Below are 12,221 nucleotides of genomic sequence, written 5' to 3' on the forward strand. Positions count from 1 at the left end.
TCAACCTTTCACTGCCTCGACAACGCTGCCCTCGATGACACTCTCAACCGACCCAGTCGGCCAATCTCTCGGCGATCTCGTGCGCGGGCAGCACGACCGTGGCCCCGCCCCGCCGGGCCAGTTCGCCCGGCATGCCCCACACCACGGCCGTCTCCTCGGCCTCCGCGACGGTCCGGCCGCCGCCCTCCTTGACCGCGGTCATCTCGGCGGCGCCGTCGTCGCCCATGCCGGTGAGAAGCACGCACACCAGCCGTTCAGGGTCGACGTAGCGCCGGGCCGAGGCGACCAGCCGGTCCACGCTCGGGTGCCATCGGTAATCGGCGGTCGACGGCACGCTCTTGACGATCAGGCCGTCGGTGCGCCGGGCCACCACGACGTCGGCGTTGCCCCTGCCGATGTAGATGTTTCCGCGCTGCATCGTCACGATCCGGTCCACCTCGTGCACCCGCAGCGCGCATTCCTCGTCGAGCCGCCGGGCCAGGGTCGCGGTGAACGACGCCGGGATGTGCTGGGCGACCACCACGGGCGCACCGAACGTGGCCGGTAGTTGGGGAAGCAGTTCGGAGAGGAGCGCAGGCCCGCCGGTCGACGAGCCGATCAGGACCAGGTCCACCGCGGCGGTGGCCCGGCCCGGTGGCCTGACGCCGGCGGCACGATTCGTCTGGTCACGGATCCGCGCGCTCAACCCGCCGGCCCGCTTGGGCCGGGCTTTCGAGGCGCTGCGAACTTTGCTCACCAGTTCGACCGAGACCTCTTCGATGTTGAGCGAGACCGTGCCGCCCGGCTTCGGCACGTAGTCCACCGCGCCGAGTTCCAGCGCCTCGAGGGTGACCAGGGCGTTGCGCTCGGTCAGCGAGGACACCATCACCACCGGGGTGGGCCGTTCCTCCATGATCTTCACCAGGCAGGTGAGACCGTCCATCTCCGGCATGTTGACATCGAGGGTCACCACGTCCGGGTGGATGCGCCCGAACTGATCCAGAGCGTCCACCCCGTTGCGGGCGGTGTGCACCTCGAAGCCGCCGGCCTCGGTGAGGATGGACTTGAGCGCGCGCCGCATCAGCGCCGAGTCGTCGACGATCAGCACGGAGACAGACGGCATCGGGATCCCCGATCAGACGCCGACGAGCGGCTCATCGGCGACGGTCTCGCAGAGTTCCGCGGCAAACTCCGCCTGCTCGGCCGCGAGCAACTGGTCCACCTGGACCAGCAGGAGCATCCGCTGCTGGTCCGGCAGGTTCGCCACCCGGGACACCACCCGTGCCTGCTCCGCGGACAGTTCCGGCGCCGGCTCCAGCACGTTGCGCCCGATCCTCGCCACCTCGGCCACCGAGTCCACGATGAACCCGGTACGCACACCGCCGATGATCAGCACGACGATGCGCTGCTGGTCGTCCCGCTCGCTTCGGTCCAGCCCGAGCCTGGTCCGCAGGTCGACTACCGGCAGCACCGTCCCACGCAGGTTCACCAGGCCCTCCACGAAGTCGAACGACTTCGGCACCCGGATCAGCGCCGCGGGCACCCGGATGATCTCCTGCACCGTGTCGACGTCGACCGCATACTCCTCGTCGTCGAGGCGGAAGACCACGAAGAGCTCCTCGTCGCCGCGGCCGTCGTCGACCGCGTCCTGTTCGTCGCTCATATCCAGCACGTCCTCCCCCCGATAGTCGGCGATCTCGTCGCGTACCTCCGGCGAATCGAACATCCGGTTCACGCTCAGCACCGAGACCAGGCGCTTGCCGTCCTCGAGCCGGCACACCGACTCCACCTCCGTCCTGCGGCCCTCTCCGGTGACCACGGCGGGCAGCGGGGCGACCAACTGGTGCGGCACCCGCAGCACCTCGCGCACGGTGTCCATCACCACGCCGACCACCCCGCCGTCGATGGAGACCACGACGATCCGGTTCTGCGGCTCCAGCGGCGTCACCGGAAGCCCGAAGACCCGGCGCATGCTCACCACCGGCAGCAGCCGGCCGCGCAGATCGATCACGCCGAGCACCCGGCTGCCGGCGTTCGGCACGTGGCTCACCGATTCGGGGGCCTGCACGATCTCCTGCACCTGGTCGATCGGGAGCGCGTACTCCTGACCCTCCACCGCGAAGCTGACCAACTCCAGCGTGTCATCGAGATCCGCGTCGGCGTCCGCCTCGGCCGAGACCCGGGTCACCGCCGAGGAGTCCCGGCTGATCCCCTTCTCGGAGAGGCGGGCGAACTGACCGGCGATCAGCCGGTCCACGTCGAGGACGCTGGTCATCTCTCCGTCACCGGATTTGATCACCCCGACCAGCACGTCGGAGCGGACCGCCTGCTTCACCGACTCGGCCGGCTCCACCTGTTGCGGGTCGATGCTGATCACGCTGGACACCCGGTCGACGACGAAGCCGAGCGGCACTCCCCCGTCCACCACGATCACCCGGGTGGCCTCGTCGTGCCCGGTCTGCTCCATCGCGCAGCAGCCACGCAGGCTCACCACCGGCAGCACCCGGCCGCGCAGGTTGGCCAGGCCCTCCAACGACGGTGGGCCGAGCGGCACCTTCACCACGGCCGGCATCCGGATGATCTCCTGCACCCGGCGCATCGGGAAGGCGTACCGCTCCCCCAGCATGTCAAAAGTGACATAGTCGCTGTTCTCGTCGAATTCGTCATCGTCGTCCATCGCGTGTCCTCCCCTCCCCGGCGGTCAGGCGACGTTCTGCAACTCGTCGGCGAGCGCGGCGATCTCCTCGACCGCAGCCGCGAGTTCCTCGGCACCCTGAGCCTGCTCCCGGGCGGCGGTGGAACACTGCACGGCGAGTTGCTCGGCCTCGTTGGCGGACGACGCGATCTGTTCCAGCCCGGTCTTGACCTCGCCGAGCACGCCCGCGATCTCTTCGGCCGACTCGCGCACCTCGTCGTTGCCGCTGCGCACCTGGTGCATCTCGCGCTCGATCTCCTCGAGCCGGGTGGTGATCGTCTTCGCGGCGTCGGCCTCCGCGAGCGACAGCCGGCTGGTCTCCTCCAGGTCGGCGCGGACGTCGACGATCCGGTCCTGCACCGCCTTGACCAGATCCTTGATCCGGTCGGCGTTGTCGGCCGAGTCCCGGGCCAGGTTACGGATGTCGGTGGAGACGACCGCGAAGCCCTTGCCGAACTCACCGGCCCGGGCCGACTCGACCGAACCGTTGACCGCCAGCATGTTCGTCTGGATCGAGACGTTCGCGATCGCGTCCACGATCTTGTCGATCCGCCGGGAGATCTGCTCCAGCTCGCTGACCTTGCGGACGTTCTCGATACCCTCGCGGCCCCCCGGCCGATCGCGTCGATCATCGTCACGACCGCCTGCTTATTGGTCACCAGCAGTTGCAGGATCGTATCGGCGCGTTCCACCGACGCGGCCCCCTGAACAGCCGAACGCTGGGCGCCCTGTTCGATCTGGTTGACCGAGACCGCCGTCTGCTGGCCCTTCTCCGCCGCCGTACGCGCACCCGTGTTGATCTCGCTGATCGCCACGCTGATCTGGGTGGCGGCCCGGTTGATCTCCTCCACCGCCGCGGACAGTTCCTCGGCCGCGGACGCCACCTCCTCAGCGCTCTTTGCGATGTCCGCGCTGCTCCGCAGTGTCTCGGCGATGTCGGCCAGCGAGTCGGCGGCCTGCTCACTCTGCCGCAACGCCTGGGTCTGCTGAGCCACCGTCTGCAGGGACTCCTCGCAGGCCGCGGACTGCTGCTCGGCCGCCGCGGCGATCTCCTCGGAGCGCTGCTTGGCGTTCCCGGCCGCCCGCTTGGCCTGCTCGGCGGAGGCGGCCATCTCGGTCGCCCCGGCCGTGATCGTGCCCATGTCGGCGCGGATCGTCTCCAGCTGCGAGGTGATCGACTTGCCCTTCTCCGCCTCGCCCCGGGCCGTCTCGGCGGAACTCTGCACCGCGCCGGCGATGTCCGTGACGCTGCTGCGCACCTCGTCGATCAGGTCACGGATCTGCCGGGCGCTGCGCTCGCTCGTCTCGGCGAGCGTGCGCACCTCGTCGGCGACAACGGCGAATCCCTTGCCGTGCTGCCGGGCCCGGGCCGCCTCGATCGCGGCGTTCAGGGCCAGCAGATTGGTCTGGTCGGCGATGTGCGCGACCGTCTTGACGATCTCGCCGATCTCGTCGGCTTGCTTCTCCAGTTCGGTGATCGTGGCAACCGAGCCGGTCTGCCGGGCCGACGCGTTCTCCACGTTGGTGAGCAGGCCGATGATCCCGACGCGGGTCTCGTGCAGCACGCCCTGCAGGGCGTGGCTGAGGTCGGCCACCTGCCGCGTGGTCAGCTCCTGCCTGCTCACCTTCTCCTCGACCTGGTTCATCGCGGCGAGGCTCTGCTGGGTGGCGCCGGAAGCCTCCTCCGCCCCGGCCGCGATCTGTTGCATCGATTCGGCGAGTTGCCGGGACGCCTCGGCGGCCTCGGCGTTCTGTGCCGAGATCTCGGCAGTGGCCGCAGCGATCCGCTCGGCAGTCTGCTGCTGCTTCGCCACCGACCGGGCCTGACGCCGGGTCGCGTCCTGGTCCGCGCCGCGTGCCGTGCGGGCCGCGGCCGGCTGACCTCCCGGGCGGGCCGCCCGGGACGTGTCGGCGCCGCGCCCGGTGGCGGTGCTGGTGAGGGGCATGGGTTGAACTCCCATCTGGGTCCGGTTGATCCGGCGCGCGGTACACGGGTCGCCATGATCGGGGCACGTCGGTCGCTCACTATCGGAACTCACATTTCGACGACCCCTCCGACCAGGCAAATCCTGGCATCGCCCTCAACATCGTCGACGGGATATTGACCGAGTTGACAACCAGTGGCGGGAGTTTGGCCCGGTTGGCACCGGGCAAACGGGACGTCTGACTCACGAACCCGAAGACGTCTACCTCAAGAACCGAAGGTGTGCGATGAGCGACTCACGGAACGACGAACTGTCCAGCACGCTGGACGCGAACACCGACGTCGAAGAGCTGCGCAACGGCGGGCCGGCCCCGGCCGAGGGGATCATGACCACGACCGGCGGCACCGCCGGCCCGGCCAGCTTCCCGAAGCGCGCGCGGACCGGGCCGGGCGTGGCCGAGACGACCACCGGGGACGCCACCACGGGCGCCGTGCGCACCCCGGCGGACCAGTACACCAGCGACACGGCCGGCTGAGCCGTTCGGATAACGTCCGTCCCGGCTCCCGCGAACGGCGCGAGTGGCCGGGACGGACGGAAACCTGATGCGAGCGCTGGTGCAGACCGTGAGCCGGGCGAGTGTGACCGTCGACGGCACGATCGTCGGCGAGATCGGGGACGGCCTGCTGGCGCTGGTCGGAGTGACCCACGACGACACCCCGGCGAAAGCCGCCGAGCTGGCCCGCAAGACGTGGGAGCTGCGCGTCCTGGACGACCGCTCGGCCGCCGATCTGGGCGCTCCCCTGCTGGTGGTCAGCCAGTTCACGCTCTACGGCGACGCGCGCAAGGGCCGCCGTCCCAGCTGGAGCGCGGCAGCGCCGGCCGAGGTCGCCGAACCGCTGATCGAGGAGTACGTGAAGGCACTGCGCGCCCGGGGAGCGACCGTCGAGACCGGCCGCTTCCGGGCGCACATGCTGGTGGAGTCGGTGAATGTGGGACCGTGCACGGTCCTGCTGGAGCTCTAGAAGAACAGGCCCCGGCGCGACGCGGACTGGCGCAGCCACTGGTCCAGCCGGGACACCCAGTCGACCTGGTCGGCGCTCGCGTAGTCGATGTCGAAGCTGCCGAACGCGTCGTGGCCCTCGGTGAAGACGCCGCCACGCTTGTCCAGCTCCAGGATCACCTGCAGCTTCTGCGGGGTCGGCAGGAAGGTCAGCTCCAGCTGGTTGATGCCGCTCGCGTACTGCGGCGGCGGGTAGAACTCGATCTCCTGGTAGAACGGCAGGTGCTGCTCCACCCCGTAGACCCGGCCCTGCTCCACGTCGGCCTTGCTGAACCGGAAGCCGATCTGCAGCAGCGCGTTGAGGATCCGCTCCTGGGCCGGCAGCGGGTGCACGGCGACCGTGTCCAGGTCCGACTTGTCGACCGCGCGGGCCACCTCAAGCTCGGTGGCCAGGCCCATCGTCATGCCGTGCAGGTGCTGGCCGTACACCTCGGTGATCGGGGTCTGCCAGGGCACCTCGAACCGGAACGGCACGTCGTGACGCGCGCCGGCCTCCAGTTTGAACGATCCGGTCAGGCGCTGACGGTGGAACTCCTGGTTCGACTGGTACTCACTGTCGCCACTCTCCACCTCGACCCGGGTCATCAGGCCGATCGCCACATATTCGATGTCGACGGCATGGTCGCCGCCGACCACGTGGACCTGGCCCTCGAGGTATCCCCCGGGGTAGGTGTTCGGATTGGTCAGCACGGTGTCGACCGACGGGCCGCCCACGCCGAGCGCTTGCATCATTCGCTTGAAGACCACGCAGATCCCTCCTAGGGCCGAGCACATTATCGAGTTCCGGCAAGTTCCACGCACGGTGACCGGATTTCACCGTTGTCGGTTTGGCGACGTCAGGGTTCTCCCCGATTCATGCCACCTGGACGCTGGCCTCACCTCCGCTTAACGCGCCACGGACGAAGCTAGCCATCACACCGGCACGGATGCGGCTGGTTCGCACGAGACGTTACTCGGGGGAGGGGACTCGAAGTGGTCCTGAACATGAAGGCGTCGGATTCCATGGCGGCTGAGGACAGCATGACCGACGATGTCGAGCCGCTGGCCGACCTGGACGCCACGGACGAGCGCGGTGTGTCCGCCGACCTCGTTCGCGCATACCTCAACGGCATCGGCCGGACCCGGCTGCTCACCGCCGTCGAGGAGGTGACGCTCTCCAAGCGCATCGAGGCGGGCCTGTACGCCGAGGAGAAGCTGCCGGCGGCACCCGCCGACCTGGCGCCTCTTCTGCGGGTCATCGCCGCGGAGGGCAAGTCCGCGAAGAACCACCTGCTCGAGGCGAACCTGCGCCTCGTCGTCAGCATCGCGAAGCGCTACACCGGTCGTGGCATGGCGTTCCTGGACCTGATCCAGGAGGGCAACCTCGGCCTGATCCGCGCGGTCGAGAAGTTCGACTACACCAAGGGCTACAAGTTCTCCACGTACGCCACCTGGTGGATCCGGCAGGCCATCACCCGCGCCATGGCCGACCAGGCCCGCACCATCCGCATACCGGTGCACATGGTCGAGCAGGTCAACCGGATGGTCCGCTGCCGGCGTGACCTGGCCGCCCAGCTCGGCCGCGAGCCCGGCATCGCCGAGATCGCCAAGGCCATGGACGTGCCGGAGTTCCAGGTCATCGAGCTGATCTCGTACGACCGGGAGCCGGTCAGCCTCGACCAGGCGGTCGGCGAGGACGGCGAGAGCGCCCTCGGTGACTTCGTCGCCGCCGTCGACCCGAACGTGCCCGGCGAGGGCCACACCACGGGTGAGCTGCGCAGCGAGGTGGAGATCGTCCTGGCCACGCTCTCCGAGCGGGAGTCCGCCGTGATCCGGCTGCGCTTCGGCCTGGACGACGGCCGCCAGCGCACTCTCGACGAGGTGGGCCGCGAGTTCGGTCTCAGCCGCGAGCGGATCCGCCAGATCGAGAAGGTCACCATGCTGAAGCTGCGTGACCCGGAGCGGGCGTCCCGCCTCGAGGCCTACGCCTCCTAAGCGCTCCGCAACCTCCGGGGGCCGGTGTCCGGCCGGGCCCCCGGGTCGCCGAACTCGATCGCGGCGTGCAGCACGGACCAGCCGTCCGGCCGCGCCAGCACCGGGTTGAGCGTCAGCGACCGGACGCGCGGGTGCTCGTCGGCGAGCCGGCCCACCCGCAGCAGCAGATCGATCAGGGCGGCCCGGTCCACCGGGGTGGACCCGCGGTAGCCGTGCAGCAGCGGGGCCGCCCGTGGCTCGTCGACGAGCGCCTCCGCGGCCCGGTCGGTGAGCGGTGCGGCGCGCCAGGCCAGATCGCCCAGCAACTCACTGGCGACCCCACCGAGCCCGAATCCGATCACCGGGCCGAACGCCGGGTCCTCGACGATCTCGACCGTGCAGGCGACCCCCGGCGCGACCATGGTCTGCACCAGGACGTCCGGGCCGAAGGCGTCGGCCAGTTCGGCGTACGCAACGCGGACCCCCGGCTCGTCAGCGACCGCCAGGCGCACCGCGCCGAGGTCGATCCGATGCCGCAAGGCCCCGCCCGCCGCTTTGAGCACGACCGGGAAGCCCAGCTCAGCCGCCGCCTCGACGGCCGCCTCCACGGTGCCGGCCAGTGTCGACGGAAGCACCGGGATGCCGTAGGCGGCCAGCAGCCCGGTCGGCGACTCGGCCGCGACCGCCGCCTCGGCGGCGATCGGGTCCACGCCGGAGAGAGCCGGCATGACGCCGGGCGGACGGCGCAGCCAGTCGGCGTAGCCGACCACCCGGGACAGCGCGCGGACCGCCTCCTCGACCGAGGGGTAGGCGGGCACCCGCGGTGGGGCCTGACCGAAGACCATCGTCGCGACGGTCGGCTTCTCCCCGGCCAGGGCCACGCTCGCCAGTGCCGCGGCGAAATCGGCGTCCTCGTCGGCGTGGCGGCCCGGCATCGGCGGGGCGAAGACCACCACCAGCGCGTCCACCGCCGGGTCGACGGCCGCGTCGGCCAGCGTGTCGGCCAGATCGTGGGCGCCCGCCTCCGGGCCGATGTCACGCGGATAGCCGGCGGCCACCACCAACCCGGCCGACTGGCAGGCGACCACCGCGAGCGCCGCCAGCGCCGACGAGTTGCCGACCACGGCGATCCGGCGGCCGGCCGGCAGTGGCTGATGCGCCAGCAGCATGCCGACGTCGAAGAGCTCCTGAACGGTGTCGACCCGGATCACCCCGGACCGGGCGAACAGGGCGGTCACCGCGTGCGCGTCCGGGCTCGGCGCATCGCCGGACAGCCCGGGCGGGCGGGTCGCCGCGGCCACCGCCACCACCGGCTTGACCCGGCTGATCCGGCGGGCCAGACGCGCGAACTTGCGCGGGTTGCCGAAGGTCTCCAGGTAGAGCAGGACCACGTCGGTACCGGGGTCGTCCTGCCAGTACTGCAGCAGGTCGTTGCCGGAGACGTCGGCCCGGTTGCCGGCCGACACGAAACTGGACAGGCCCAGGCCACGCCGATCGGCCTCGGCCAGCAGGGCGACCCCGAGCGCGCCACTCTGGCTGAAGAAGCCGACACGGCCGGCCCTCGGCAGACGTGGCGACAGTGTGGCGTTCAGGCGTACCCCCGGGTCGGTGTTGGCGATCCCGAAGCTGCTCGGGCCCACCACCCGCAACCCGGCGGCCCTCGCCGCCTCGACCAGGCCGCGCTGCTGCGCGGCGCCCTCCGGACCGGTCTCGGCGAAGCCGGCCGAGACCACCACACCCCCGCCCGCGCCCGCGCGGGCCGCATCCTCACCGGCCTCCGCGACCCGGTCGGCCGGCACGGCGATGAGGGCCAGGTCGATCGGGACACCGGCGTCGATCGCGCTGCGGTACGCCGTGAGCCCGGCCACCCGTTCGGCGGAGGGGTGCACGGGCACCACATGCCCGGTGTAGCCGCCGTCGCGCAGATTGCCCAGCATGAGCGCGCCGATCCCGTGGCCGGTGGCGCTGGCGCCGTAGACGACGATGCCCCGCGGTGCCAGCAGCCGTGCGATCGACCGCGCCTCGGTCAGGTGCTCGCGGGACTCCTGCACCTCCCGCGACTTCTCGGTCGGCTCGATCGGGAAACTCAGGTGGACCACGCCGTCGGCGTAGCGGCGCTGCACCTGATAGCCGGTGTCACCGAAGACGCGCAGCATCCCGTTGTTCTCCGGGAGCACCTCGGCGACGAAGCGGGTGATCCCGTTCTCCCGGGCGGCGTCGGCGAGATGCTCCAGCAGGACCGACCCGATCCCCCGGCCCTGGTGCGCGTCCTCGACCACGAATGCGACCTCGGCGTCCGGCGAGTCCGGCCCGAGCCGTTCGTAGCGCCCGACCGAGGTGATCCGGCCGTCGGCGATCGTCACGAACGCCTCGCGGTCCCGGTGGTCGACGTTGACGAACCGCTGCAGGTCACGCTCGGGGATCCGCGGGTACGGCGAGAAGTAGCGAAGGTAGCGGGTGCGGTCGCTCATCCGGGAGTGGAAGTCCACGATGGCCGCGGCGTCCTCCGGCTGGATCCGGCGCAGGCGCACGGCCGTCCCGTCGGAGAGGAGAACGTCCGCGCTGCGCTCCATGAGTCAGTCCCGGGGATCGTGGGGGTCGAGGCCGTGCAATGGGAAGACCGCGGTCCGGGTGGCGAGAACGGCCCGGTCCACCGGGTCCTCACTCGTCCCCGGCCAGGACTCCATGCGTGGCTCGGTCCCGTCGGTCATCGCCTCCGGAATCGTAGCCTCCGGGCGGCGCGACGCGGCCAGCGCGCGCCACTGCTGCGGGATGCGCGTCTCCGGCGCCAGCGGCTCCCCGGTGGCCACCGCGAGCAGGTGCGCCCAGGCACGTGGCACCACCTCGACCAGTGCGTACCCCCCGCCGCCGGTGACCACCCAGCGGCCGTCGCAGACCTCGTCGGCGAGCGCCCGCATGGCGATGTAGGCGGCCCGTTGCCCGTCCACCGACAGTCGCAGGTCGGCCAGCGGGTCGAGCCGGTGGGCGTCGGCGCCGCACTGACTGATGATGATCTCCGGGGCGAAGGCGCGGATGACCGACGGCACCACGGCGTGGAAGGCCCGCAGCCAGCCGGCGTCGCCGGTGCCGGGTGGCAGCGGCACGTTGACCGCGGTGCCCTCGGCGTTCGGGCCGCCGATCTCGTCGGCGAAGCCGGTGCCCGGGAAGAGGGCGAGCGGCGACTCGTGCAGGCTGATCGTGAGCACCCGCGGGTCGTCGTAGAAGGCGGTCTGCACCCCGTCGCCGTGGTGCACGTCGACGTCGATGTACGCCACCCGCTGCGCGCCCTGCTCCAGCAGCCAGGCGATCGCCACCGCCGGGTCGTTGTAGACGCAGAAGCCGGCCGCGCGGGCCGGCATGGCGTGGTGCAGTCCCCCGGCCACGTTCACCGCGCGACGGGCCGCGCCGTGCCAGACCGCTTTCGCGGCGGCCAGGGTGGCGCCGCAGATCCGGGCGGAGGCCTGGTGCATGCCGTCGAAAACGGGGTTGTCCGGAGTGTTCAGTCCCCACCCTTTGAAGAACGGGTCGATCGGGGCGAGCCGGACCGCCTCCAGATAGTCGGCGCGGTGCACTCGTGTGAGATCGATCTCACTCGCCTCGGTCGGGGTGATCATCTGAACCCCGGGCCGATCGAGGATGCCCAGGTCACGGGCGAGAGCCATGGTCAACTCGACTCGCACCGGATTGAGAGGATGATCGCCCATGTCGTAGTCGAGCAGGGCACTGTCCCAGACCACCGCCGTCGTGTCGTCCGCCATGCCCGCCATGCTGCCATGCTCCCGGCGTCCCCCGGTCGTGGCGATGTGCTGTTAGCACACGTGTTCCGCCGTCGGGTAGGGTCGTCAGGCACTTGTCCGGGGCGGAGGTCAACCCTGCGCAACGCGGTATTATCGCTGCTGGGAGGACCGCATCGTGAACGATCTCGTCGATACCACTGAGATGTATCTGCGCACCATTCTCGAGCTTGAAGAAGAGGGTGTGCCCGCGCTCCGTGCCCGGATCGCCGAGCGCCTGCACCAGAGCGGTCCCACGGTCAGTCAGACCGTCGCGCGGATGGAGCGTGACGGCCTTCTCACCGTCGAGGGCGATCGCCATCTGGTGCTCACCGACCTCGGCCGCACGTCGGCGGTCGCGGTCATGCGCAAGCACCGGCTCGCCGAGCTGCTTCTGGTCAACGTCATCGGGATGCCCTACGAGGAGGCCCACGAGGAGGCCTGCCGGTGGGAGCACGTGATGAGCGACGCCGTCGAGAAGCGGGTCTACGAGCTGCTCAACAAGCCGACCCGCTCGCCGTACGGGAATCCGATCCCCGGCCTGGACCACCTCGGCGCGCCGGACGACACGGCCGATCTGCTGGTGCACGGTGAGCGCAACCTGGCGTTCCCCGGCCTCAGCGGCAGCGTGGTCATCCAGCGCATCTGCGAGAGCGTGCAGACCAACGCCGACGTGCTGCGCCAGCTGCACGCCGCGGGGATCAACCCGGGGACGACGGTGACGGTGGCGCAGGAGCGTGACGGAGTGACCATCGACGGCTCGGCCGGTAACAAGATCCGGCTGCCGCGCGAGGTCGCGTCCCGGGTGTTCGTGGCGGCGCGCTGAGCCTCCCGGC

10 protein-coding genes and 1 pseudogene are annotated in these 12,221 nt (G+C 70.6%); 4 read left to right on the forward strand and 7 right to left on the reverse strand.

Annotated features, from left to right (window positions below; all coding sequences use genetic code 11):
* Positions 1–43: 43 nt before the first annotated feature.
* From cheB to ACQPZW_RS42430, 4 genes and pseudogenes are all read right to left on the reverse strand, one after another.
* Entirely contained in the window at positions 44–1,102 is a 1,059-nt protein-coding gene (gene cheB, locus ACQPZW_RS42415; RefSeq protein WP_433791673.1) for a chemotaxis-specific protein-glutamate methyltransferase CheB, read from the reverse strand.
* A gap of 12 nt (positions 1,103–1,114) precedes the next feature.
* Positions 1,115–2,656, reverse strand: a complete 1,542-nt coding sequence (locus ACQPZW_RS42420) for a chemotaxis protein CheW (protein WP_433791674.1) — start codon at positions 2,654–2,656, stop codon at positions 1,115–1,117.
* Positions 2,657–2,680: 24 nt separating this feature from the next.
* Positions 2,681–3,271 carry a methyl-accepting chemotaxis protein gene (locus ACQPZW_RS42425; protein ID WP_433797786.1) on the reverse strand — a complete coding sequence of 197 codons (591 nt, stop codon included), beginning with the start codon at positions 3,269–3,271 and terminating at the stop codon, positions 2,681–2,683.
* A 509-nt stretch (positions 3,272–3,780) separates the two neighbouring features.
* Positions 3,781–4,635: pseudogene (locus tag ACQPZW_RS42430) on the reverse strand (methyl-accepting chemotaxis protein); the annotation flags it as partial.
* Between the two features lie 250 nt (positions 4,636–4,885).
* Between ACQPZW_RS42430 and ACQPZW_RS42435 the strand changes: the two are divergent.
* The gene (locus ACQPZW_RS42435; protein WP_433791675.1) at positions 4,886–5,134 is read left to right on the forward strand and encodes a hypothetical protein; all 249 of its coding nucleotides are present in this window, start codon (positions 4,886–4,888) and stop codon (positions 5,132–5,134) included.
* A 67-nt stretch (positions 5,135–5,201) separates the two neighbouring features.
* On the forward strand, positions 5,202–5,621 hold the full coding sequence (gene dtd, locus ACQPZW_RS42440) for a D-aminoacyl-tRNA deacylase (RefSeq protein WP_433791676.1): 420 nt from the start codon (positions 5,202–5,204) through the stop codon (positions 5,619–5,621).
* Here the strand turns inward: dtd and ACQPZW_RS42445 are convergent.
* Positions 5,618–6,406: a sporulation protein gene (locus ACQPZW_RS42445; RefSeq protein WP_433791677.1), complete on the reverse strand. Its 789-nt coding sequence runs from the start codon at positions 6,404–6,406 to the stop codon at positions 5,618–5,620. The genes dtd and ACQPZW_RS42445 overlap by 4 nt on opposite strands.
* A 273-nt stretch (positions 6,407–6,679) precedes the next feature.
* Here ACQPZW_RS42445 and sigB point away from each other — a divergent pair, with 273 nt between their 5' ends.
* The gene (gene sigB / locus ACQPZW_RS42450) at positions 6,680–7,633 is read left to right on the forward strand and encodes an RNA polymerase sigma factor SigB (RefSeq protein WP_433791678.1); all 954 of its coding nucleotides are present in this window, start codon (positions 6,680–6,682) and stop codon (positions 7,631–7,633) included.
* Here sigB and ACQPZW_RS42455 read toward each other — a convergent pair.
* Together ACQPZW_RS42455 and ACQPZW_RS42460 are read right to left on the reverse strand one after the other, a co-directional pair.
* Positions 7,630–10,185, reverse strand: coding sequence for a GNAT family N-acetyltransferase (locus ACQPZW_RS42455; protein WP_433791679.1), 2,556 nt, complete (start codon positions 10,183–10,185; stop codon positions 7,630–7,632). The genes sigB and ACQPZW_RS42455 overlap by 4 nt on opposite strands.
* Positions 10,186–10,188: 3 nt before the next feature.
* Positions 10,189–11,370: an acetoin utilization protein AcuC gene (locus ACQPZW_RS42460; RefSeq protein WP_433791680.1), complete on the reverse strand. Its 1,182-nt coding sequence runs from the start codon at positions 11,368–11,370 to the stop codon at positions 10,189–10,191.
* 181 nt (positions 11,371–11,551) lie between these two features.
* On the opposite strand from ACQPZW_RS42460, the gene ACQPZW_RS42465 reads away from it, so the two are divergent.
* Positions 11,552–12,211 carry a metal-dependent transcriptional regulator gene (locus ACQPZW_RS42465; RefSeq protein WP_433797787.1) on the forward strand — a complete coding sequence of 220 codons (660 nt, stop codon included), beginning with the start codon at positions 11,552–11,554 and terminating at the stop codon, positions 12,209–12,211.
* Positions 12,212–12,221 lie beyond the last annotated feature (10 nt).

This window comes from Actinoplanes sp. CA-252034, assembly GCF_050956125.1.
Taxonomy (GTDB): domain Bacteria; phylum Actinomycetota; class Actinomycetes; order Mycobacteriales; family Micromonosporaceae; genus Actinoplanes.